Here is a 24,772-nt window from a genome sequence, read left to right as displayed (position 1 = left end):
TCTTCGTTAATGCGCATTGCTGCTTTTGGCTTCCGTTCAATTCCTCCGGCTAAAGGTGCCGCTGGCGCCGATAAGTTTGCGATTGAATTATTACCGCGCCTGGTAAAACGCGGCCATAATGTTACAGCGTATAACAGGCGCTACCCTGATGTATTTGTTGATATAAGCGAATACAGAGGCGTAAAGGTTAAAACCATCAAGACCACTAGTCGTAAAGGATTTGACACCCTATGGCATTCTTTAAGGTGCACATTTGATATTATTTTTAATAACACCGCCGATATTGTCCACATCCAAAATGGTGGTAACAGTATTTGGGCGCTTCCTCTTAGATTATTTGGAAAAAAGGTTTTCATTAGCCAGGATGGCGTTGACTGGAAGCGCGATAAATGGCCGTGGTACGGTAAACTTTACTTAAAATTTTCATCCTTTATCACGGCACACGTCCCTAACGAGGTAATCTTTGACAACGTAATCGCCAAGAAGCTTTTCGAAGATAAGTTTAACAAGATGTTCAAGTTTATCCCCTTTGGCAGTGAGGTTGAGCCTGACGCCGGCGGTATTGAGATATTAAACAAACTTAATCTCGAAAACGGCGGCTATTACTTATTTGTCGGTCGCTTTATACCCGACAAAGGTCTGCATTACCTTATCCCTGCTTTTAAAAATTCAAATTCTAAGAGAAAATTGGTGATGATCGGCGGCTCTCCTAATCCATCCCCCTATGAAAAACAGTTGTTGGATATGGCAAGCGATCAGGTCATTTTCCCTGGATATGTATATGGTGAGGATGCAAATATTTTGATGCGCAATGCCTATTGTTACATACAACCTTCAGATGTCGAGGGATTATCGCCGGTAGTACTTACCGTAATGGGTTTGAACGTACCACTCATTGTTAGTGATATTGAAGAGAATACATACGCTGTGTTAGATACCGCCCGGAAATTTAGGAAAGGGAATATCGATTCATTAACCTACGAGATCAATTACTGTGAATCGAATTATTCACAAATGCTTTCGCTTGCAGCAAAAGCTCAACATCGTGCATTAAGCGTCTTCAACTGGGAAAAGGTAGCTGATCAGCATATAGAGGTTTTTGCTAATAGCTAAACCGCTTTCCTGAAAAGTTCTACTAGTTCAAGCGCCGCTTTTTTCCAGGAGAACAGGTTTAATCTCTCATTGCCTTTTGCTATTAATCTGCTTCGTAGCTCCGGATCATTCAATACAGTTTTTATTTTCAGGTAAATGTCGTCCGTGTCAAACGGATCGAAGGTGATTATCGCATTGCCGCCAACTTCCGGTAGACTGGTGTTATCGGCTGCAATTACCGGTAAATTGTATTGGAACGCCTCTAACACAGGAATGCCAAATCCCTCATTTATGGAAGGAAATACATAAACAAGCGCGCTTTGATATAGTTGGCTTACAGCTCTGTCAGGTAAATATCCTGTAAGAATTACGTCATCTGACAATTTATATCTGTCAATAGCGTTAACGATTTCTGTGTGATCGCTTTCAACGCTGGCAGGAGAAAGGGAGCCTGCCAAAACTAACTTTAAATCAAATTTGCCGTCGGCTTTTATCTTACTAAAAGCACGAATTAACGCGGGTAGATTTTTCCTTTTGAACATAGAACCGACGTGGAGAAGATATTTGCCAGACATCAAATTAAATTGATTGAGTATTTCTGAACTTTCAGTAATAGTGTTAATCTCCTTAGGCCCTTCGGCTATCACCACAAGTTTATTAAGTGGAATATTTGTATGCTGATTGATCTGTTTTTTAGCATAAGCTGACGGGGTAACAACAAATGGTGATCTCATAGCGGCCGGCAGAGCTGTTGTTAAGTAAAGCCACAGCCAAACCTTTCCATAATTTTCAGGTGTTTCGAAAAAGAAAGCGTCATGAAAAACAGGGATCGTTTTGAAACCAAGTTTCATAAGGGGCACAACAGTATCCGTACAAAAAACAACATCGCAGCCTCCTAACAATGCCTTAACTGGTAGTATAAGTTGTTTCCAAACTAAATAACGGAAATGGCCAATCAGGTTCAGTATCTTGTTTTTGCCGTTGTACACGGGAATTGTACTGTCAATAAATTTAAACTTAACGCCGGGTACCTCCAGCTTTCTAAATTCTTTGCAAAGTTCTTGCAAATAGGTTTTGGTGCCGGTTTTAGCCGTGTGCAAGTCGCGAATATCTACGCCTACAGTGATTGTTTTAGGCATCAGCACGGCTCTTTATTACTTTTGCTGGTACACCTGCTATAATTGAATTTGCAGGCATCGACTTGGTTACAACACTGCCGGCAGCCACTACGCATCCATTGCCAATCTCAACGCCTGATAAAATGGTTGCTCCGCCACCGATCCAACAATTATTGCCGATGACGACCGGCTGTTTGGCAACCCCCTGATCTTTTATAATTGTACATAAATCAGCGTAATTATGGTTTTCTGAAAAGATCTGTACGTTGGGGCCCATAATTACATCTGTGCCTATCGTAATGCCACCCTGACCTGCAAAATACGCGCGGGCACTTATACCTGTCCGATCGCCAATGAATATTCCATTACCTTTTTGTGAGATAATGCCTGTGCAAAACAATATTGAATCGCGCGCTATTGACACCTGGTCGCCAAGTTTGATGCCGTTAACCGACAAGGCATTGATACTTACGTTGTCCTCTAATATTAAATTTTTGCCGGCCGTTAACAAGTATCCATGCCGCACTTTTACATTACTGCCAATAAATAACAAACCACTGCATTTTTTGAAAAAAACACGCAGCCATAACCCTCTAATAACTTGTGCAAACCGTACCTTGGTAACGCTTAGTAGGTCTCGTTCAGTGTAGATACTTTCCCACTTGTAATTAGGGTCACCTTTTAGTTTACGTATGAGTTTTTCAATTATCATGCGGCGGTTACGGTGGGTGTTTTAGGTTGCATAATTAAACTGATCAGTAAACCAGAAAAAAACCAGTTCATAAAAGATATGTAAGATGACGACTCTACCTCTGAGGTTAATAACGGGATTATTAGCCCAACTTTTATTAATAACACAGCCATGCAAACCTTTCTTTCTTTGCCTTCCAATTTGGGAAGCCAACGGATACCTACTCTTATAAAATTAACAAATGTTATCAAATATAAAAGCAATGCAATGATGCCCGCTTGTACTCCAATAATGATAAATTGATTTTCGCCGCCAACGTTTTCTCCTGCAGCGCCGGCAACCCGGCCGGATGCGCCCAACCCTAAGCCAAGCGGATGCGCAATCATCGCCAAAATACCTTCTAACCATTGCTGCAGGTGCCCTACACTGGAAGGGTTGCTAAAATCGATAGTGCTTAGCAGAACCGCCACCAAACCGTCGCTTGAATTTTCAAACTTTATAAATAAGTAAATAACATAAACAACTGCAACAACAAACCCTGCATGAATGATTTTAATAATCGTTTTTCTTTTAGTGATCAACGTATAGATATATATCACAATAAAATAACTTGCCAGTGGCGCACGGGAGAGGGCAAATATAATAGCAAGGAATGACGCGGCCAGTGCCATCATCCCAAAATTGTTTATTTTAAGTTTATTGTTATCGGTGGTATATAAACTTAAAATTATTGATAGAGCAATTAAAGTTGCTGCGGCGTATTCAAGCGGGTTCGAGAAAAAGCTGGCAAAACGGCGGTACCCGCCGTCTGATTCAAATGTTGTAACCAAACCAAATGAACCACCCGATTCCATATTGAAAAAATAAAAGATGTAATCGGTAAAGCCCGTGTAAGTTTGCATTTGAACACCTACTGCTAACTCAACGCATAGCACTGCCCCTGCAGCAACTGTAAGCAGTGCCACATAACTAAAGTATTTATTTATATAAACGTCTTTCGGATCGAACAACCGGCCTGCAAAATAAACCGCGATATAAAACGACATGCTTTTTAACGCTAGTAGTCGACCAAGAAAGTTTTGTTCGCCAATGGGTAAAATTGTATAAAGTACGGTGTAACCTAAAAAAGCTAAAATAAGATAGTCAATCAAGTGAAATTTGGGCCAGCGTTTAAGATTGATAAAGTTTAGGGTTAGAACGCTTGATACCAGTATCTCTTTAAAAAATTGAAAAAAGGGGATAAGGGTTTTTAACCCGAGCATAAAAGTAACCGACATAGCGGTTGTATAAATTGATAGGCCAAAAATTAAGAATATAAGTATGCCCGCACGGTTTCCTTTTAAAACCTCTTTCATGGCTACAAAAAAGGCTACAATAAAGATCAAAGGAAAAATAAACATATGGGCCGGGAAAGGTTGAAATTTTGAGTGCCAAATTAAGTTTTTTAACCTGAACAATCATGTTTTAAAGAGTTAATTAGGTAAACAGTTTATTTACAGCTAATTTTTAAATGCAGATAATGGCACATAATTATTAATATTGCCTCCCGCAATAAGTACCGCTATTTAAATGCAACCCTGCAATACTGAAAGTAAAATTACATACCGCGCTAACAAAATCAATTCGTTGCAGGCGTTAAGGGCATTAGCAGCTGTTCTTGTCATGCTTTATCATGGTACAACATTAATACGCCAGGAAACGGGTTATACATATTTGGCTAATATTTTTACTGTCGGATTTATGGGCGTCGACATATTTTTTGTGCTCAGCGGTTTCATAATTTTTTATACTTACACTTCTAAAACGGTTCATGCTGGCGGTTTTTTAAAGAAACGCTTTATAAGGGTAGTGCCTATTTATTGGATTGTGATAATTGGACTGATATTAATTCATGTCAAGTATCCGGCATCAAATCAGGCCGAACTAAACACCGCTTGTACTATAGCAGCATCTTTCACTTTATATCCAAGCAAGCTTTATGTGCTCGGCGTAGCGTGGACTTTAACATATGAAATCCTTTTTTATATTGTATTTGCGTTAACTGCCTCGTGTAATATCAAATGGTTCTTTTACACTTTTTTGGCGTGGTGCGTATTAATAATAGCGTTTTACATCCTTCAAATTAAATCATCCATTTTTGCGGTTAACGCATTAACTAATCCGGTTATTTTAAACTTTGGTTTTGGTTGTATCATTGCTTATCTATTTAAAAAGCATCAAACCTTAAAGCACTGGGGATGGGTAGCATGTTTTGGTTTTGTTTTGCTCCTCGTTACTTGTCTTACCTATTATTTTGCGGTAAGCAAAGATGCCCGCGATCCGGCTTATACCTCAGATATGAGCAGGGTTTATTTGTTTGGTATACCGAGTGCTATTTTGATCTGTGGCTTGCTTTACTTTAAACGTCATGTTCCGAAGCTATTTGTTGCAATTGGCGATGCATCATATTCGCTTTACCTAATCCATGCTGCCCTGATAACTTTTATGCTGCGTTTTTTTCTTAAAGCACATCTGTTGCAAACGCAAAACAGACTTAATGTTCTGATAATTTCTACAATCATTTTTGCGATGACGATAGGAATAAGTTTATTATTTTACAAATACATTGAGAAACCTTTGATTAAACAATTGAACAAGCGCAAATCAAATAATACAGTTTGGTAATTGCGGTATTTATGGCCAGATTGTTTTTTTTGACTCCAAGAAACCTTCTTTAACTCCGTTATAAAGATAACCAGCCTTTTTACTACGACCGCGAAGCTTAAAATAGGTAAATAAAAGCAGGTAATATGCGGCACTGCTTACGAAGTAAACAGGCCAAAAAACAGGGTTGCCGTATTTTCTTAGAAACCACAAACGGTTACGACTGGTATAATAATGAATGATGGGGCTTAGGGCGCCTTCATTCCCGGGTTTCTGTACTTTAGCAGATACCCCCGCTTCATGGTAAATTTTTGCAGATGGTAAATAATGCAACTCATAGCCAAAATCGCGAAGCCGGTAAGAAAGCTCCACATCTTCATAATATAAAAAGAAACGCTTATTAAAAAGACCGGTTCTGGATAAGCTTTCATTTCTAAGAAGCATACAGCAACCCGTTAACCAATCTGCATTTTTAAATGTGCTTAAGTCATGAGTTGTAGGGGTGTTTTTTCCGGAGTAAACCATACCGGCAACCTGGTTAAAACCTCCCTTGCCGTTCCAGATCTTGCTTTTATCATGTAGCCAGTAAATAGCTGGTTGCACAGCGGCTGCTGCTACATGATCAGTTAAATGCTTATAAAGTTTTGTTATAAAATCTTCGTCAACAATGGTATCAGTATTTATAAGTAACGAATAAGCGTAACCGTGCGCAATACTATATTCTAAGGCCCGGTTATTACCTTCGGCAAAGCCAAGGTTTTCATTGTTTTCGATGTAAATTAATTCAGGGAAGCGGGCATGAATTGCGTCTAACGACTGATCGGTCGATCCGTTATCAGTAATAATAATATCAAACAACTTTTCATTACAATACTGTTTTAGCGACAAAATGCAATTTATAGTGTGAACTGGGGTGTTCCAATTAAGTAATATCAACGCAACCGGTTTGTGCATGTGCTTTGTTAAATATGTATTTACAGATTGCAATATTACGGTGCCTGATCTAAAAACACGTATTTGCCAAAAAAAACATCCCGGCCGGTATTATTTATCTTTTTATTTAATCCTTATCTTCGCAACCAATAAAGTCGACTTATGAACTACCTCAATTCAGATATAAAAGATTTAAAGCAACTTGGTAAAGACAGGCATGAAGAATATGTTAATGCAAATCCATTCCCAAGTATTGTGTTTGATGATTTCTTTAATGTAGATGTATTGAACAAAGTAGTAGATGATTTTCCAGACTTGTCTAAACAAAAGGATATCATTACATATGACAACCACAACGAAAAGAAATTTGAGGCAAAAGGCGAAAGGTATTTCAGCGATACTATCAAAGCATTCATGCATTATCTAAATTCACAGCCAGTTTTAGAATTCCTACAAGAGTTGACCGGTATAAAAGAAACGCTAGTGCCCGACCCTTATTTTATGGGCGGAGGTTACCATGAAATAAAGCCTGGTGGGTTGTTAAAAGTACATGCAGATTTCAATAAACACGATCTTACTAAACTCGATCGAAGAATAAACCTGTTGGTTTATTTAAATAAAGATTGGGAAGAAAGCTATGGCGGCCACTTTGAGCTGTGGGATGAGGATATGACCAAAGCTCACAGAAAGGTACTGCCTGTGTTTAACAGGGTAGCCATTTTCTCAACTACCGATTTTTCTTACCACGGCCACCCTGATGCGCTTACTTGCCCGCCAGATAGAAGCCGTAAATCGCTTGCATTGTATTACTACTCAAATGGCCGACCTAAAAATGAGATAAGTGATAGAGCACATGCTACAGTTTTTGTAAACAGGGCGGGTAAAGCTGACGATGTTGAAAAAGAGCCGACAACAATTAAAGATGTATTGCGCGCAGCTACGCCCCCTGTATTGTGGAAATATCTTAAAAAGATGTTTAAATAATTTTAAGTATTAACACACCATAAATGCTTGCTTGCACAAAAGGTTAAATTTTGTCTCCAATTATGTGGTGTTAATTGTCTTAAACGTTATCCCTTTCAATGAGATAGTATGGCTAAAAACTACTTGTATAATTTGTTGCTCACGCTATCCAATTTGCTATTTCCTATATTAAGTTTCCCTTATATATCCAGGATATTAGGGCCAGAGGGCGTTGGCAAAGTTCAATTTGTATTTTCATTCGCGCAATATTTTGCTTTAATAGCCGGTTTCGGAATTCCTATTTACGGCATGAGAGAGATTGCCCGTTATCACAACGACAAGCAGGGGCGGTCGATGGTGTTTTCTGAGTTGATTACCATTTACGTTCTAACAAGCATTTGCTTAACCGCGCTATATATTGCCGTAATCTATTTATTTCCGTATTTCCGTATCGATCGTGAAATGTATAAAGCGGCAATATTGCTGGTGCTGTTGGGCTGCTCATATGTAGAATGGGTTTACACGGGTTTAGAGGAATTTAAATCGATTGCATTGCGGTCTGTCGCTTTTAAGATTATTGGATTACTATTAATGTTCTTATTTATCCGTGATGCGGCCGATTACAGTTTTTATTTATACCTGATCATGTTTTCTTACTTGGGTAATAATATACTGAGCCTTATATTATTAAGAAATAAAATAGGTTTTGTGACTAGGGGCATGCGGCTGAAAAGGCATATAACACCTTTATTATTCATTTTTGGCTCTACAATAGCTGCGAGCATGTATGCCGATAGCGATACCATTTTATTAGGCTTCCTTTCAGATAGTAAGTCTGTGGGCTTGTACACGGCGGCGGTTAAACTAAGCAAGATTAGTATCCCGATTGTTACCTCTATGGGTGTAATACTAATTCCTAAAATAGCTAAAGAATTTGCTGAGAAGAACTTAGCCGAAGTGCAACTTATTCTTAACCAAACATTTAGGTTTGTAGTGTTTTTTGGGGTACCCATTGGGTTTGGGCTTGTGTTATTGGCTCCTGAATTTATTACTCTATTTTCTGGAAAAGCATTTTTGGAAGCAACAAACAGTATGCGCATTTTGTCGCTTTTACCGTTGATCATAGGATTTGCACATATATTGCTGTTTATGATTTTAGTACCGTCAGGTAGAAACAAAGAAATGTTTGTGTGTGTGATGGGCGGCTTGATCACCTGTTTGGTGTTAAACTTTTTATTGATCCCGCCATTTCAACAGATTGGCTCCTCGATAGCAAATATTTGCTCAGAAATTGTGGTAACCCTTTTGTATATCTATTTTATAAATAAGAATTTTTCATTTAGTTATCAGTGGTCTTTACTGCCAAAAGCAATTGCGAGCGCACTTGTCTTTATTCCGGTAATATGGGTAGAGAAACATATTGCATTACCGTTGGCTATTAAACTTGCTGTATCTATTAGTGTTTGTGCTTTATTTTATGTAGCTGTGCAATACATTCTGTTCAAAAATAATTTTGTATTTGAGGTGGTAGATGTAATGAAAACGAAATTTAATAAAACAGTTAAGGAATGAATATCTCGGTAGTAATTGCCACTTATAACGGGCAGAAATACCTTGAGCAGCAAATTGAATCGATATTACGGCAAACTGTTACGCCCGATGAAATTATAGTTTGCGACGACTGCTCAACAGACGGCACCGCAGCAATATTGGAAAGCTACAAACAGCAGGAATTACTCACTTATGTAGTTAACAATGCTCAATTGGGTGTAATCGGGAACTTTAAAAAAGGCGTGGCGCTTGCCAAAGCAGGAAATTATATTTCCCTGTCAGATCAGGACGATGAGTGGATGCCCGATAAGTTAGAGAAATGCGCAAACCTTTTAAAAACAATTGATAGCGAACGAATGCCATGCATGGTGTATTCTGACCTAATGCTGGTAGATAAGGATGATAATATATTAAATATGTCCTTTTGGAACGAGGTGGGGCAACAAGAAAAATATCAGCATAATTTACAAACGTTGTTGTTCAACCAGTTTGTAAATGGCTGCACAATGTTGTTCAATCCCGCCTTGGCGCGGATGTTTAGCGAGATTCCTAACCAAGTACGTTTTCATCATGATGACTGGATAGCCGTAGCGGCTTTCGCTTTTGGCAACGTACAGCGAATCGATGAGCCTTTGGTTAGGTATCGTAAACATGATAATAACGTTACTATAGAGGCTGATAAAAAACCCCGAAGCCGCTATCGGAGCATTAGAGAACAGCTTTTAAAAGTAGTAAAAGGACAGGACGATTTCCTGGCAATACGCCTGGAATTAGCGAATTTATTTTATGGTGAATACGCATTAAAAATGACGGGCGAGGTAAAGATGTATTTTGAAAAGTTCCTGTCATTACAAAAACGTTCTTACTTTTTTAAAAAGCTTGCATTTAGAAAAATGGTAATGAAGTTTAAGATAGGTAATTGAATTAATCAACCTTTTTTACCTTCAGTCGTAACGAGTTTCCAATCACGATCACATCTGAAAAAGCCATGGCTAACGCGCCAACCATTGGATTTAAAAAGCCTAAGGCAGCAACAGGTATAGCTATAATGTTGTAAGCAAAAGCCCAAAACAAGTTTTGTTTGATGGTAAGCAAAGTGTGCCTGCTTATTTGTAAAAATTTTACTATCGACTTTAAATCAGTATTTAACAGCACTACCCTTGCTGATTGAATTGCTATCTGGCTTGCATCGTTCATTGACACACCAACATCGGCCTGGGTAAGTGCAGGGGCATCGTTTATGCCGTCGCCTATCATAACAGTTTTGCCTTTTTTGCGGTAAACGTCAACTATATTTAGTTTATCATCGGGAAGCATTTCTGCATGTATATCTTCAATTCCAATTTGCTGCGCAACCTTAAGGCAGCGGGATTTTTTATCACCACTTAACAACACAGGGGTAATACCGGCTTTTTTTAATTGTTTTATCAGTTCGGCAGCATCTGGTTTTATGGTATCATCAACAGCGATACGTGCTATCAAAACCTGGTTTTGATAAAGCGATAAGTTAAAGTCATCGTTTACTTGGTGTTTTGCCGTTCCCAGGAAATAATGGTTACCATAAATATCTTCCGCTCGCATGCCCAGGCCGCGTTCTTCTTTAGCCGATTTTAAGATCAGTTTTAGCTGCTCTTCTCCCTTTAACCCCAGCACTAAAGACTTCGCGATGGGGTGATTAGACCGTTCTTCTATTGCGGTTATGGCACCTTTAATAAAAGCCAGATCAAACCCTGCTTCGGCCTCTATCTGCTGTATGCTGAATTTCCCTGTTGTAAGCGTGCCGGTTTTATCAAACAAAACATATTTCGTGTTAGCTACTGCTTCGATAGTGTCACCACCTTTGATCAGGATGCCATTTTTGGCAGCGCGGCCTAAACCTACCATGACAGCTGTGGGCGTCGCTAATCCCATAGCACAGGGGCAGGATATAACCATTACGGCGATGGCATTCATCATAGCGTGCTGCAATCCTGCGCCGGTTGCTAAATAGGTGATAGCAAATGTAAGTAAGGCTATAAGTATAACAACCGGTACAAAAATGGATGCTACTTTATCTCCTAGTTTTTGCACTGGCGGTTTGGCTGCCTGCGCCTTTTTCATTAAATCGATGATTTGCGAAAGTATACTGTTACTACCCACTTTGGTAGCCATAATTTTAAGGTTACCTTGTTGTACAATAGTGCCGCCAATAACCGTATCATATTTAGTTTTGGCTATAGGTACGCTTTCGCCGGTGATCATAGCTTCGTTAATCAGCGCATCACCAGATATAATTTCACCATCTACCGGCACTTGGTCGCCCTCGTTAATTAACAGCATATCACCGGTTTGTACTGAAGTAGCCGGGATAACCTCTGTTCCGTCCTTAAGAATTCGGATAGCATTAACCTGCTGAAATTTCATCAGGTCCTTTACAGCGGATGTGGTTTGATTGACAGACCTTTTTTCAAAAACATTACCTAATAACACCAATGTGATAATTGTAGCACAGGTTTCATAAAATAAGTAAGATTCGCCAAGGTGCTGAACAGTACCGATCAGGCTATAAATAAATGCCGAAGCAGAACCTACAAAAATGAGCACGTCCATGTTGGGCAAACCATTTTTTACAGAGCTATAAGCGCTTTTTCCGAAGTGAAGGCATCCAACAATAAACACTGGCAGGCATAGCAGGAGTTGTACTATGGGGTTGTGCAAAAAGTGCCAGCTAAACAACATGTGCAGCAGAAGCGGGGCGGTAAAAATGGCGCAAAAAGTAAATTTATTTTCAACCTTATTATAAAATGGAGCTGATTGAGGATGATCTTCATTTACCACTTTAAAACCAAGACCTTCGATATCTTTGATTATCTGAGGCAAAACCGATTGATCGGCCGTGCTAAATTTTACCTCTTCAGATGCGAAACTTACCAGTACATTTTCAAAGCCTTTCTTTTCCAATAGCTTATGAATGCTCATCGCACAATTGTTGCAATGCATCCCTGTAACATTCAACTCAACTAATTGCTCTGCCATGTATGACAAATTTAGTCATTAATTAAAATCGTTCTAAATAATTAGGGTAAGGCGATTGTAATTTTAAAAAACCTTTGCAAATTGGCTTAAGATTTCTATTTTTGCAGCCTCCAATACGGTAGATGTAGCTCAGTTGGTTAGAGCATCGGTTTGTGGTACCGAGGGTCGTGGGTTCGAGCCCCATCATTTACCCAGAAGCCTCTCATGAAATGAGAGGCTTCTTTTGTTTAATCAAAATCATCTCTAAGTGTTCACGTTCACGGCCGTGAACACCCGCAAAAATTAATAAATACCTAATAATCAATTAGTTGGCTTTTTGATATTTTTATTTTCTGTCGATTTAGGATAAAAAGGTACTGTTACGCATGTTATCCCTTCAAGTCCCCTCTTCAAAACGGAGACTTTTTTTGCTGATTAGAAACAGGTTTAAATAAAATATAAAATTCATAAACAATTTAATTTCTTACAAGTTAAATAGACATCGATAGTGATGAACAAAAATTGTAAGGATGAACAATAATAATAAACTAACACGCCGCCAATTAGTGGCGGGATTAGGAACCACGCTTGCAGCTGCGGCAGTTTCTCCTGTTATTGCCGGCAATGGCTTAAGTTTAAAGCCAGCAGATGGCCCTGCAAAGATCAGCGACCCTACCAAATTACACCCTAAACCACCATTCAGGAGCCAACCACAACCCTGGCCTGGTTTGCAAAGTAAAATGGATCCTGTTCCGGATTGTGGTGAAACCAGTTATAAAGGCTCGGGCCGGTTACAGGGCCGCAAGGCGCTGATCACCGGTGGCGATTCTGGTATGGGTAGGGCAGCAGCTATTGCTTATGCCAGGGAAGGCGCAGATGTAGCCATCAACTATTATCCAACGGAAGAGCAGGATGCCCAGGAAGTGATTGCCCTGATCAAAAAGGAGGGACGCAAAGCCATCGCTATACCCGGCGATCTTAGGAGCGAAGAGTTTTGCAAGCAACTGGTTCAAAAAACGGTGAGCGGCCTGGGTGGGCTGGATATTATTGTAAATAATGCCGGTCGTCAGCAATCTGTCAACTCTATAGCCGATCTAACCACCGAAGAGTTTGACGCTCACATGAAAACCAATATTTACGCACCTTTTTGGATTATCAAAGAAGCATTACCTCATTTGCCGGCCGGTTCTGCAATTATAGGTACTACATCTGAGCAGGCGTATGACCCGTCACCAGATCTGTACGCTTATGCGCAAACCAAAGCAGCAACTATGAATTATGTTAAATCTTTAGCTAAACAGTTAGGCCCTAAAGGTATACGTGTAAATGGTGTGGCACCCGGGCCGGTTTGGACTGCGCTGCAGATAAGCGGAGGAGCACAACCCGAGAAACAGCAGATGTTTGGTAGCTGGACTATGCTGGGCAGGCCCGGCCAACCTGCTGAATTAGCGTCTATTTATGTACAATTGGCAGCAGCCGATGCCAGCTTTGCCACCGGGCAAATCTATGGTTCATCAGGTGGTGTGGGAATGCCTTAATTTAAAAAAATGAGAAAAGCAATAATCATAATAATGCTCGGTTTTGGAACAGTAGCCAAAGCCCAGATCCCACAGCCAGATCCGGATACTACGGCTAAACATTTTTTAATTGTAGCCAGTATTAAAAATTTACAGGAAGTAAGCGCGGCCGAACTTGCCTCTCAACAGGCAAAACGTACAGATGTAAGATCTTTTGGGCAAATGATGTTAAAAGATCATGGTAGTGCCGAGCAACAACTTTTGCAGCTGGCTAAAAAAAGGCGCATCGATTTGCCACCTGCAGCTACCGGCGGTGTTAAGCCCGATTTGATGCTCAAGAATGCCGGTGCCAAGTTCGATCAGATGTATGTTCATGCAATGGTTAGCGGGCATAATAATACGGTGCAAACCTTCCAGAATTACGCAATAACCGGTAAAGACCCTGAAGTAAAAGCCTTTGCCCAACAAATGCTGCCAACTTTAAAACACCATTTGGAAGAAATCAAGGCTATAGATGAAAAATTAAAAATGGAAGCAAAGCGTTAACTTAGTTTAAAACCGCTATCACTTACCCAAATGCTTTAATAAAAATGGCGACCTAATTTAGGTCGCCATTTTTATTAATCCGTACATCATTAAATAAACTTAGTCATAAGCCGGTTATCCGAATCCAAATCTTAAAGTGTTTCAATTAATGCAGCAATAATACCGACATGCCGTATTAAAGAATTTTAGCCGCGTGTATCAGTAATCCTAAATCTCAGTTTACTTTGAAGTCGTTCAGTAGTAAGGCTTTTTATGTTTATAACCTTCCATTAAAACAATTCTTTCGAGTTTTTATTAACAATTTATAAATGCTAATATTTTTAGTATTATTTTTGTCGATAAGTTATGGATGAGTTCTACATAGATGTAACATTAAGCCAGGGATTAACCCGGATACAGGTGGACGAAGTGTCGCCCGAGCAGTGGGATATGCCTTATGCGCCGCAGTTTATAATTGAATTTCATAACGGCAAAGAATTTATAACACTTACCATGCATTTGGAAGATGGAAAATGGTATGATCGTAATAAGCGAATTTCTGAAGATGATAAACAACTGCGTTACTTTGAACTTAACGCCGATAATTATAATCCATATTATCAAAGTCCGCTTAACGAAGATGCCATCCAGTTGATAGGGCAGGCTATAGGCCGGCATATGCTGGTTCATTTAACCGCGTATATGGCCTTATTTATACCCGTGTTTCCTAACCCGGATTTGAACTGACCACTTAAACAGAGCCGAGATGACTGATGCCAGGAAAGAAATTATTAACCGGTTACAAAAAGATATTTTGCAACTGCAGGGTTTTAAATTGCCAACAGCATCTACACAAACGATAGGGCTTGGCCCGGTTGAAAAGGCTTTCCCAAACGGCGTTTTCCCGGTTGGTGCGGTTCATGAATTTTTAAGCGCCGAACCCGAACATGCTGCTGCTTGTGGTGGTTTTGTGGCCGGCATTTTAAATTCCCTGATGATGCAAGGGGGTGCATGTTTATGGATAAGCGTATCGCGCAGCCTGTTCCCGCCCGCGCTAAAAGCCTTTGGTGTAGAGCCTGATAAGGTAATTTTTATTGACTTAAAACGGGAGCGGGATGTATTATGGGCTACAGAAGAGGCCCTTAAATGCGAAGGTTTAGCAGGAGTGGTAGCCGAATTAAAGCAAGTAAGCTTTACACAATCGCGCAGGTTACAGCTGGCGGTTGAGAACAGCCGCGTTACGGGATTTATAATGCGTAAAGATATCCGTAAACTAACTGCTACTGCTTGTACTGCACGTTGGAACATTACATCATTACCCAGCGAATTAGAGGCCGGTATGCCTGGAGTTGGTTTCCCGAGATGGAATGTGGAATTGTTGAAAGTACGCAACGGTAACCCCGGGCAGTGGACTATTGAGTGGCAAGGCGGTGGTTTCGTTGCTATTAATCACAATCCTTCAAACCTGCAATCGCAAACACTACAGGCAGCTAATTTGGTTGCGATGTCAGACTATTTGGCTGGTGATGAATTACAAGCGCAGATCTTAAACGTTGGTTAAGCATGCAAAAAAGATTTGTTGCCATATGGTTTCGTTACTTAATAACGGATTGGATGATTATCCGCCATCCCGAACTTAATGGCGTTCCTATGGTTTTTGCAGCGCCGGATCATGGGCGTATGTTGGTCACATCTGCCAACTTATTTGCAATTAACGAAGGTGTACATATTGGTATGCCTGTTGCAGATGCAAAAGCAATTATTACGGCGTTAAAGGTATTTAATGATAAACCTGGCCGTGATGCCAGTTTATTAAAAGCACTTGGTGAGTGGTGCATCAGGTACACTCCCATAATAGCTGTTGATATGCCCGATGGTTTAATATTGGATGTAAGTGGCTGTACCCATTTATGGGGAGGGGAAAGGGCCTATTTAAAGGAGATCATTACCCGGTTCAAAAGCCAAGGTTACTATGTACGGGCGGCTATGGCCGATACAGTTGGAGCGGCCTGGGCAGTATCTCGCTATGGCAGCGTAACACCACTTATTGATAAAGGGGCGCATGCAGCTGCTTTGCTTGCGCTGCCACCTGCAGCCTTGCGCTTAGATGAAACCAATGTACAACGCCTGCAAAAATTGGGGCTGCATAGCATTAAAAGCTTTATCGATATGCCTCGCTCGGTCTTACGTCGCCGTTTTGGTGAAGGCGTATTGATCAGATTGGGGCAGGCGCTGGGCACAGAGGATGAAGTGATCAATCCTATACATATTATACCACCTTACCAGGAAAGGCTGCCTTGCCTGGAAGCCATCCGTACAGTTACAGGCATTGAGATAGCTATTCAAAAGTTATTAGCAGCCCTTTGCCTGCGTTTGCAGGCCGAAGGAAAAGGGCTGCGTACTGCCATTTTAAAGGGTTACAGGGTCGATGGCAGGGTAGAGCAGGTGCAAATAGGTACTAACACTGCAACTTATAACACCAGCCATCTTTTTAAGTTGTTTGAATTGAAGATTGCCCATATTGAACCTGCGCTGGGCATAGAACTGTTTGTGATGGAGGCTGCTAAAGTGGAAGATGTATCACCCATGCAGGAAGCTTTGTGGGCAGGAAAGCCCGGCGTGGATGATTTAGCAGTGGCCGAATTGCTGGATAAGATAGCCGGCAAGGTTGGTGCTGAAACCATTCACCGCTATTTGCCTGACGAGCATTACTGGCCCGAACGCTCATTAAAAAAAGCGGCATCTTTAAACGAAAAGCCTGCTATTGACTGGCGAAATGATAAACCCCGTCCTACGCAGCTTTTAGCACAGCCTCAGCCAATTGATGTAACCGCTCCCGTTCCCGATTATCCGCCTATGGTATTTATTTATCAGGGTAAGCGGCATTACGTGCGTAAGGCGGATGGCCCCGAGCGTATTGAACGCGAGTGGTGGCTGGATGATGGGCAACACCGTGATTATTACAATGTGGAAGATCAGGACGGGCAGCGGTACTGGGTTTTTAGATCAGGGCATTACAGCGGATCGGGTGACGATCAGTGGTTTATACATGGTTTTTTTGCATAATGAAGTATACAGAATTACAGGTAACCAGCAACTTTACTTTTTTGCGTGGCGCTTCTCATCCCGAGGAGTTAGTAGAACATGCGCATAAATTAGGTTACAACGCCATTGCCATAACAGACCGCAATAGCTTTGCGGGGATAGTACGCGGACATGCGGTTGCAAAAAAAATGGGATATGCTATAAGGCTTATTCCTGCGTGCAGGTTAGATCTGCTCGACGGGCCAAGTTTACTCGCTTATCCAACATGCAGGGAAGCGTACAGCCGCTTGTCTAATTTACTCACGATTGGTAACCTGCGTGCCGAAAAGGGACAGTGCCATTTATACAAGGCTGATGTATTTGCGTATGCCGAGGGAATGAAGTTTATTATAATTCCGCCTGATGTATTGAATGAAACCTTTGAGTTCGAGGCCACCTTTCAGCAGCATTTAAATGATTACGCTGGGGCATTTGGAAGCCATGTGTATCTTGCCGCAACACGTTATTATCAGGGTGATGATGGTAAAAAAATGTTCAGGTTAGCGCAGCTTTCTAAAGCTACAGGCATCCCGCTGGCAGCAACCAATGATGTACATTACCACGAGCCTGCCCGGCGGCAATTACAAGATGTACTTACTTGTGTACGCGAAAAGTGCACTATCCAAACAGCTGGATTTAAACTTCATCAAAATGCCGAGCGCTATCTAAAACCCATAGATGAGATGGAGCGCTTGTTTCAGAGATATCCGGATGCCATAGCTAACAGCCAGGCCATAGCGGATGCCTGCAACTTTTGCTTAAGCGAACTTAAATACGTTTACCCGGAAGAAATAACAAACGATGGGCGCACCCCGCAACAGGAACTGGTGCACTTAACCTGGCAGGGCGCAAAAGAACTGTACCCGGATGGAATTCCTGAGAAAGTCGAAAACTCAATAATAGAAGAGCTGGACTTTATGGAAAAAAGAAATTATGCGTCGTACTTTTTAACTGTTTACGATTATGTGCATTTTGCCAGAAGCAGGAATATTTTATGCCAGGGGCGGGGCTCGGCAGCAAATTCTGTGGTTTGTTATTGCCTGGGTATAACATCGGTGGATCCATCTAAATTTAATCTGCTTTTTGCACGGTTCATGTCTGATGCGCGTGACGAACCGCCTGATATAGACGTGGATTTTGAGCATGAACGCCGTGAGGAGGTGATCCAATACATTTATGAAAAGTATGGGCGCGATCGATCTGCAATTGTAGCTACCGTGACACAGGAGCGGCATAAAGGTGCTATACGGGATGTGGGTAAGGCAATGGGTTTATCCGGCGATACCATTACCCGCATATCTAAATCTGTTTGGGATTTTACCGAAGAGTTTCTCCAAGGCGATAATTTAAAGGAACAGGGCCTCAATCCTGATGATCCGCATCTAAAAAAAGTTCTTGAACTTACCAGCCAGCTTTTAGGTTTCCCAAGGCAATTAGGGCAGCATACCGGCGGTTTTGTAATTACAAAAGGTAAATTATCCGATCTGTGCCCGATAATGAACGCCCGCATGGATAACCGCACCTGTGTAGAATGGAACAAAGATGATATTGATACGCTTGGATTTTTAAAGGTAGATGTGTTAGGCCTTGGCATGCTTACCTGCATCCGCAAAGCTTTTGATCTGGCAAAAAAGCATTATAATTTAGACCTCACGCTTGCAAAGATCAACAAAGAAGATGACCCTAAAGTATATGATATGATCTGCGAGGCAGATACTTTAGGGGTTTTCCAGATAGAAAGCCGTGCACAAATGTCGATGTTGCCACGGTTGAAACCGCGGAAATTTTATGACCTGGTGATAGAGGTAGCCATTGTGAGGCCCGGCCCTATACAGGGCGATATGGTGCACCCATATTTACGCCGACGGGATGGATTAGAAGAGGAAAAATATCCCAACGAAGAATTAAGGCCAATTTTAACACGGACTAAAGGAGTGCCCTTATTCCAGGAGCAGGCTATGGAAATAGCTATGGTTGCTGCAAATTTTACAGCTACCGAGGCTGATGAGTTACGCAGGAGCATGGCCACCTTTAAAGCCAAAGGCATGGTAAGTGGTTTTCAAAGAAAACTGATAGACGGGATGGTTAACCGCGGTTATGAGGAAGATTATGCCAAAAGGATCTTTCGCCAGCTGGAAGGCTTTGGCAGTTACGGTTTTCCGGAAAGCCACGCGGCAAGCTTTGCATTATTGGTATATGTATCATCCTGGTTAAAATGCTACCATCCGGATGTATTTGCCGCCGCCTTGTTAAACAGTTTACCTATGGGGTTTTATCAGCCTGCTCAAATTGTGATTGATGCGCGAAACCATGGTGTGGTAGTACATCCTGCAGATATCAGTTATTCATTTTGGGATAATACTTTAGAAGAAAAAGAAGGCACGTACTGTGATTTGCGTATTGGGTTCAGGCAAATAAAAGGACTTAAGGAAGAGGAACTCATCATTTTTACCAAGGCACGTAAAAAGACGGAGTTCAAAACCATTACTTCATTAAGGGATGCGGGATTATCGCAATTGTCATTAGAGAAACTGGCGGATGCAGATGCTTTCCGCTCTTTAGGATTAGATCGCAGGCAGGCCTTATGGGAAGTAGCTGCACTGGCAGATATGCCGGTAGCTTTATTTGCCGGCCAGCCATCAGAAAGTGTCATTGAAACCCAGGTTGAATTACCTTTAATGGCCGTTTCAGAGCACGTGATAGAAGATTACGCCACTACATCATTATCTTTAAAGGCGCACCCGGTAAGCTTTTTAAGGGAAAAACTGGATCTGCTTCGGATAACACCTACCGGCCAACTCCACGAAGTAGCCGATGGCACATTTTTAAAAGTAGCAGGACTGGTATTAGTAAGGCAAAGGCCGGGTACAGCTAAAGGGGTTTGTTTTATAACTATCGAGGATGAGTCGGGCTTTACTAACCTGGTTGTGTTTCAGAATATTTTTGATAAATACCGTAAAGAAATATTGCAGGCGAGGCTTTTAATGGTTGAGGGTAAGTTGCAGCGTGAAGGGATAGTGGTGCATATTGTTGTTAGCCGCTGTTTTGATATAACTAAAATGCTGGGTGGACTTACGCAAACAAACAAAGAGAATTTACCGGTGCTCACCCTTTCCAGGGCAGACGAAACGACAAACCCTTTCCCTTCATCGCTTGATAAGAATTTGAAAGGAAGGGATACCACCAAAAAGGACATCTTTTACGGCGGGCGAAATTTTAGATAATTTGAATATTTAAAGCAGAATTTTTTTACCAGTACATTTAATACTCCCTTACCAGCAGTCCGTCTGCAAAGTCGCGCAGGTATTGTTTACTGTCTTCCGGTAAGTTGATCTTTTCTAATGCTTCAAAAGCTTTCTCTGCATAAGCTTGCATTTCCTCCTCAGCAAACCGGCGAATATCCAGCTGATTATAAATTTGAGTGACTGCAGTCACCTTTTCAGAATGATTGAAAGTTGTCGTTGAAAGCCATTTATTAAGATCGATCACCTGCTCGTTTTTAACCAGTTCAAGTGCTTTAATTAACAGGTAGGTTTTTTTGTTAGAGATAATATCCCCGCCAACCTGCTTCCCAAATTTTTCGGGGTTACCATATACATCCAGTATATCATCCTGTAGTTGAAAGGCAATACCTAATTGTTCGCCAAATTCGCACAAAAGGTCGGCATCTTGCTGATCGGCATTACCTATCAGTGCACCTATCTTTAAAGCTCCACCCAGTACAACTGCTGTTTTTAAACGGATCATATTGATGTATTCAGCAATGCTGATGTTATCGCTTGTTTCAAAAGTCATATCCAGTTGCTGGCCTTCGCAAACACCTACAGCAGTATTGTTAAAAACGTCAAGCACCTGGCGTAAAATTTCGTTACGTACCTGCATCATCAGCTTGTAGCCCTCTATCAGCATTACATCGCCAGAGAGTATTGCTACATTTTGGTTCCATTTTTCGTGTACAGTGATCTTACCACGACGGATAGGCGCGTTATCCATAATATCGTCATGCATTAGCGTAAAGTTATGGAACACCTCTATAGCAAGCGCCGGAGGAAGTGCCGACTCCACATCGCCCCCGAAAAGATCACATGCCATCAGCAATAGGGCAGGGCGCATGCGTTTGCCACCTAAAGCCAAAATATAGCTGATGGGTTCGTAAAGTTCTGCCGGATACACCGGGTATTTTAATTCAGATACTGATTTCGCAATCAGCAATTGCAGGTCTTCTAATTTTCTCATTGTGTATTTATCGGTTGTGCAAATGGTTAAAAGTAAAAGTATATTCTACTGCTAACCAATGCCAATCAATTCAATGCTAATCATTTACCAGTGTAAAGTCGATTTGTTTTTTGGTAAGGTCAACATTTTTAACCCTTATTTTCACTTCATCGCCTAACTGGTAAACCTTCTTTTTACGCTGCCCTATGATAGCGTAGTTCTTTTCGTCCAAAGTGTAAAAATCGTCGCTGATATCTCGCAGGCGGATCATCCCCTCACATTTATTTTCAATAATTTCTACATACATGCCCCATTCCGTCACACCAGAGATAATGCCCGTAAATATATTGCCAACCTGATCTTTCAGGTATTCGGCCTGTTTGTATTTCACTGATGAGCGCTCCGCATCTGCGGCTTTTTTCTCCATGGCGCTGCTGTGCTTGCATAACTCTTCGTAATGGTCAGCATTGGCGCTTTGGCCACCATTAAGGTAATGGAACAGCAAACGGTGCACCATTACATCCGGGTATCGGCGAATAGGTGAGGTGAAATGCGTGTAATGATCAAAAGCCAAACCATAATGGCTTGAAGTTTTAGTGGTATATATAGCCTTGGCCATTGAACGGATAGCCAGATGGGTAAGCACGTTCTGTTCTTTTTTGCCTTCAACATCTTCCATCAGATGATTAAGCGAGCGGGCTATTTCCTTATCGTTTTTGGTGTTGATCTTGTAACCAAACCTGGATGCAAATTGGGCAAAACTGGCCAGCGCATCTGGTTTTGGCGAATCGTGTGCGCGGTAAACAAAGGTGTATTTGTGTTTACCTTTACCCATTTTGCTTACATACTCCGCCACTTTACGATTAGCCAAAAGCATGAAATCTTCAATAAGCTTATGGGCATCCTTGCGCTCTTTAACATAAACACCGGTTGGTTTACCGGTTTCATCCAGTTTAAATTTCACTTCTGTGGTTTCAAAACTGATAGCGCCTGCTTTGAACTTGCGCTCGCGCAATTTGTAGGCTAATGCGTTAAGCTTTAAAATCTCTTCGGTGTAATCGCCGGTTTGGGTTTCTATCACATCTTGTACTTCTTCATACGTGAAGCGCCTATCGCTGTGGATCACCGTTTTACCATACCATTCGGTTTGGATATTGGCGTTCTCATCCAGTTCAAATACTGCTGCAAAGCACAATTTATCTTCTTTAGGACGCAAGGAACACAAGCCGTTGGATAAGCGCTCTGGCAGCATAGGTATTACCCTGTCTACCAAATAAACAGACGTACCGCGCTCGTAAGCTTCTTTATCTAAAGCCGAATCGGGGATGATGTAATGTGCTACGTCTGCAATGTGTACACCAACTTCGTAATTGCCGTTATCAAGTTTCTTAAAAGAAATGGCATCATCAAAATCTTTTGCATCAAATGGATCAATGGTGATAGTAAGCGTATGCCTAAAATCGCGGCGTTTGGCTATTTCTTCCTTAGATATCTCAACCGGGATCTCATTAGCTTCTTGCTCCACTTCATTAGGGAAAGACAGCGGGAAACCGTACTCGGCCAGTATGGCATTCATTTCCGTATCGTTCTCGCCCTGTGTGCCCAATACATGTTTAATGCGGCCTATCGGGTTTTTCGCGCCGGCAGGCCAGTCGGTTATTTCGGCAATAGCCTTGATACCGTTCTTAGCACCATTCAGATCGCTGATGGGGATAAAAATATCATGCATCATTTTACGGTCGTCCGGGATAAAAAACGCAAAGCGTTCAGATAGCTTTACAATCCCGGTAAACTCCATCTTATTACGCTGCAAAATGTCTATTACTTCGCCTTCCTGGCGTTTTCCCTTGCTCTTAGCATACACGTAAACTTTTACACGGTCTCCATTAAGGGCGTTACGTAATTTACGGGGCGCAACAAATATGTCGGTCTCAGATGGGTCGTCGGTTACTATAAAAGCAGAGCCATCGTTAGTCAGGTCTACTTTGCCTTCTACAAAGGTTTTAAGTTCAAGTAGTTGAAATTTACCTGGTGTAATTTCTTTAAGTACACCTTTAAATGCTTCGTCTTTTAATACATCAAGAATCACACCGCGGGCATCCGGATCGCGGACGTTTAGTTTGGCAGAAACCTGCTTATGGTTTAGCGGCGTATTGCCGTTTTGTTCGAATATATCCAGCACCATTTGCGTAAGCACCTGGTTAATGGAAGAGTTGTGTTTGGTCTTTTTAGACATTGTTAAATGTTTGTTGCTAAGATACGGAAAGATAGGTAAGGCAAGAAAAAAGGAATTTTAAACAAAGGGCATCAGGATACTTTAATCAGGCCACTTCGGTATAAGTGGAGTGTTTGAGTTAAAATATCATTTATCTTATCAAGAGGGAGGTCCTGACCAGCGTCAAGCAACATTATTTTCATTCGAGACCGTTTTCCAGTGATCAGATTTGAATGAATAATCCTGTTGCCTTCAACAATACCGATATAGGGTTGTTTCAATTGTTTGTGAACCCACAGATAAGCGAACATTTTACCCCGATAGCAGAAAAATGGCATTCCATATTTCCAGGTGGATGTAATTTCATCATCCTGCTTTAATATGATATCGCGCAAAGCAAGCAAACAGCTTTGTACCGGCTCGGGTTGTTGGGAATAGAAATTGTCGATTTCCTTTAACATTATCCTACAACCGTTATGCAATCCTCCGCTATTAACGGCTCGCCCCGGTAACGCCGGATGAGCTGCGCTGTTGCAATCACATCCTTCTGGCAATAGGTGCAAATGCGCGGTAGGTCATCTTCAACCCAATAAACATGGCCTACCTGGCTGCCATCTATATCATCCTTTGATGTAGGAATGTTAAATATTGCCGTGAGCAAGTTTAGCGATGTGTAATTTTTAAAATCGCCAAATTTCCAAAGCTCCATAGTATCCAAATGAGGGATCTCCCATGGCTTTTTACCGGTAATTTGTAAGTGAGGTGGAAATTGAACACCGTTGAGCAGCATCCGCCTGCAGATGTACGGAAAATCAAATTCTTTTCCGTTATGAGCACATAAAATAATGCTCAGCGGCTGCCCGGTAAGCATGCGGCTAAATTCTTCCAGCAGATCTTTTTCTTCATGGCCGGCAAACGATTTCACACGCAAGCCGGTCTTTTTACCATTTAAAAAAATTCCTACCGAAATACAAACGATCTTGCCGAATTCGGCCCAGATCCCCGCACGTTCGTAGAATTCGCGCGGGGTTTCGTCCTTGCGCTGATACTGGGTTTTAAGGTCCCAAAGTTCCTGCAATACATCAGGCAATTCGTCAAAGCTGCTGTATTGCGGTACGGTCTCAATATCTAAAACCATCAGGTTACCCAGGTCGTATTGTTCCAGCATTTGGCTTTTAAGTTTAATTCGAAGCTAAAATTATATTATTTATTTTTAGCCCGCTATCTGCGC

The 24,772-nt window shown here is 41.4% G+C and carries 20 protein-coding genes and 1 tRNA gene; 12 read left to right on the top strand and 9 right to left on the bottom strand.

The features are described 5' to 3' along the window. The first annotated feature begins 9 nt into the window (after positions 1 to 9). Complete coding sequence (locus ACE5CV_RS16995; protein WP_374951388.1) at positions 10 to 1,113, top strand: glycosyltransferase; 1,104 nt, start codon at positions 10 to 12, stop codon at positions 1,111 to 1,113. Here ACE5CV_RS16995 and ACE5CV_RS16990 read toward each other — a convergent pair. The 3 genes from ACE5CV_RS16990 to ACE5CV_RS16980 are packed head-to-tail and all read right to left on the bottom strand — an operon-like array spanning position 1,110 to position 4,301. Further along, entirely contained in the window at positions 1,110 to 2,231 is a 1,122-nt protein-coding gene (locus ACE5CV_RS16990; protein WP_374951398.1) for a glycosyltransferase family 4 protein, read from the bottom strand. The two genes, ACE5CV_RS16995 and ACE5CV_RS16990, sit on opposite strands and share 4 nt — an antisense overlap. Then, the gene (locus ACE5CV_RS16985; protein ID WP_374951387.1) at positions 2,224 to 2,922 is read right to left on the bottom strand and encodes an acyltransferase; all 699 of its coding nucleotides are present in this window, start codon (positions 2,920 to 2,922) and stop codon (positions 2,224 to 2,226) included. The genes ACE5CV_RS16990 and ACE5CV_RS16985 overlap by 8 nt, the downstream gene beginning before the upstream one ends. Further along, the gene (locus ACE5CV_RS16980; RefSeq protein ID WP_374951386.1) at positions 2,919 to 4,301 is read right to left on the bottom strand and encodes an O-antigen ligase family protein; all 1,383 of its coding nucleotides are present in this window, start codon (positions 4,299 to 4,301) and stop codon (positions 2,919 to 2,921) included. Before ACE5CV_RS16980 ends, ACE5CV_RS16985 begins: the two co-directional genes overlap by 4 nt. Before the next feature lie 226 nt (positions 4,302 to 4,527). Here ACE5CV_RS16980 and ACE5CV_RS16975 point away from each other — a divergent pair, with 226 nt between their 5' ends. Further along, positions 4,528 to 5,565, top strand: coding sequence for an acyltransferase family protein (locus ACE5CV_RS16975; protein ID WP_374951385.1), 1,038 nt, complete (start codon positions 4,528 to 4,530; stop codon positions 5,563 to 5,565). Positions 5,566 to 5,574: 9 nt separating this feature from the next. On the opposite strand, the gene ACE5CV_RS16970 is transcribed toward ACE5CV_RS16975, so the two are convergent. Beyond that, positions 5,575 to 6,432, bottom strand: coding sequence for a glycosyltransferase family 2 protein (locus ACE5CV_RS16970; protein ID WP_374951384.1), 858 nt, complete (start codon positions 6,430 to 6,432; stop codon positions 5,575 to 5,577). Between the two features lie 207 nt (positions 6,433 to 6,639). Here ACE5CV_RS16970 and ACE5CV_RS16965 point away from each other — a divergent pair, with 207 nt between their 5' ends. From ACE5CV_RS16965 to ACE5CV_RS16955, 3 genes are all read left to right on the top strand, one after another. Further along, positions 6,640 to 7,461: a 2OG-Fe(II) oxygenase gene (locus ACE5CV_RS16965; protein ID WP_374951383.1), complete on the top strand. Its 822-nt coding sequence runs from the start codon at positions 6,640 to 6,642 to the stop codon at positions 7,459 to 7,461. Positions 7,462 to 7,569: 108 nt separating this feature from the next. Beyond that, entirely contained in the window at positions 7,570 to 9,012 is a 1,443-nt protein-coding gene (locus ACE5CV_RS16960; RefSeq protein ID WP_374951382.1) for a flippase, read from the top strand. Then, positions 9,009 to 9,914, top strand: a complete 906-nt coding sequence (locus ACE5CV_RS16955) for a glycosyltransferase family 2 protein (protein ID WP_374951381.1) — start codon at positions 9,009 to 9,011, stop codon at positions 9,912 to 9,914. Before ACE5CV_RS16960 ends, ACE5CV_RS16955 begins: the two co-directional genes overlap by 4 nt. Position 9,915: 1 nt before the next feature. On the opposite strand, the gene ACE5CV_RS16950 is transcribed toward ACE5CV_RS16955, so the two are convergent. Then, positions 9,916 to 12,006 (bottom strand): heavy metal translocating P-type ATPase, encoded by a 2,091-nt coding sequence (locus ACE5CV_RS16950; protein ID WP_374951380.1) that lies wholly within the window; start codon positions 12,004 to 12,006, stop codon positions 9,916 to 9,918. A gap of 118 nt (positions 12,007 to 12,124) precedes the next feature. On the opposite strand from ACE5CV_RS16950, the gene ACE5CV_RS16945 reads away from it, so the two are divergent. From ACE5CV_RS16945 to ACE5CV_RS16915, 7 genes are all read left to right on the top strand, one after another. Next, positions 12,125 to 12,198, top strand: a tRNA-His gene (locus tag ACE5CV_RS16945). A gap of 317 nt (positions 12,199 to 12,515) precedes the next feature. Next, positions 12,516 to 13,523: an SDR family oxidoreductase gene (locus ACE5CV_RS16940; protein WP_374951379.1), complete on the top strand. Its 1,008-nt coding sequence runs from the start codon at positions 12,516 to 12,518 to the stop codon at positions 13,521 to 13,523. A 9-nt stretch (positions 13,524 to 13,532) separates the two neighbouring features. Further along, on the top strand, positions 13,533 to 14,048 hold the full coding sequence (locus ACE5CV_RS16935; RefSeq protein WP_374951378.1) for a DUF4142 domain-containing protein: 516 nt from the start codon (positions 13,533 to 13,535) through the stop codon (positions 14,046 to 14,048). Positions 14,049 to 14,393: 345 nt separating this feature from the next. Next, the gene (locus ACE5CV_RS16930) at positions 14,394 to 14,774 is read left to right on the top strand and encodes a hypothetical protein (protein WP_374951377.1); all 381 of its coding nucleotides are present in this window, start codon (positions 14,394 to 14,396) and stop codon (positions 14,772 to 14,774) included. Between the two features lie 19 nt (positions 14,775 to 14,793). Then, positions 14,794 to 15,588, top strand: a complete 795-nt coding sequence (locus ACE5CV_RS16925) for an ImuA family protein (protein WP_374951376.1) — start codon at positions 14,794 to 14,796, stop codon at positions 15,586 to 15,588. A 2-nt stretch (positions 15,589 to 15,590) separates the two neighbouring features. Then, entirely contained in the window at positions 15,591 to 17,093 is a 1,503-nt protein-coding gene (locus tag ACE5CV_RS16920; protein WP_374951375.1) for a DNA polymerase Y family protein, read from the top strand. Next, a complete protein-coding gene (locus tag ACE5CV_RS16915) occupies positions 17,093 to 20,335 on the top strand; it encodes an error-prone DNA polymerase (RefSeq protein WP_374951374.1) in 3,243 nt (1,080 codons plus the stop codon). The genes ACE5CV_RS16920 and ACE5CV_RS16915 overlap by 1 nt, the downstream gene beginning before the upstream one ends. A 37-nt stretch (positions 20,336 to 20,372) precedes the next feature. Here ACE5CV_RS16915 and ACE5CV_RS16910 read toward each other — a convergent pair whose 3' ends face one another. The 4 genes from ACE5CV_RS16910 to ACE5CV_RS16895 form a co-directional block, all read right to left on the bottom strand. After that, positions 20,373 to 21,347: a polyprenyl synthetase family protein gene (locus ACE5CV_RS16910; RefSeq protein WP_374951373.1), complete on the bottom strand. Its 975-nt coding sequence runs from the start codon at positions 21,345 to 21,347 to the stop codon at positions 20,373 to 20,375. A 76-nt stretch (positions 21,348 to 21,423) separates the two neighbouring features. Next, positions 21,424 to 23,562 (bottom strand): ribonuclease R, encoded by a 2,139-nt coding sequence (rnr, locus tag ACE5CV_RS16905; protein ID WP_374951372.1) that lies wholly within the window; start codon positions 23,560 to 23,562, stop codon positions 21,424 to 21,426. A 71-nt stretch (positions 23,563 to 23,633) separates the two neighbouring features. Then, complete coding sequence (locus ACE5CV_RS16900) at positions 23,634 to 24,002, bottom strand: DUF1801 domain-containing protein (protein ID WP_374951371.1); 369 nt, start codon at positions 24,000 to 24,002, stop codon at positions 23,634 to 23,636. Further along, positions 24,002 to 24,709, bottom strand: coding sequence for a 3'-5' exonuclease (locus ACE5CV_RS16895; protein ID WP_374951370.1), 708 nt, complete (start codon positions 24,707 to 24,709; stop codon positions 24,002 to 24,004). Before ACE5CV_RS16895 ends, ACE5CV_RS16900 begins: the two co-directional genes overlap by 1 nt. Between the last annotated feature and the right edge of the window lie 63 nt (positions 24,710 to 24,772).

The sequence above is a fragment of the Mucilaginibacter sp. genome (genome assembly GCF_964263795.1).
Lineage (GTDB): Bacteria > Bacteroidota > Bacteroidia > Sphingobacteriales > Sphingobacteriaceae > Mucilaginibacter.
The sequence above is the reverse complement of the archived record's forward strand: the minus strand, read 5'-3'. Positions and strand labels throughout refer to the sequence as shown.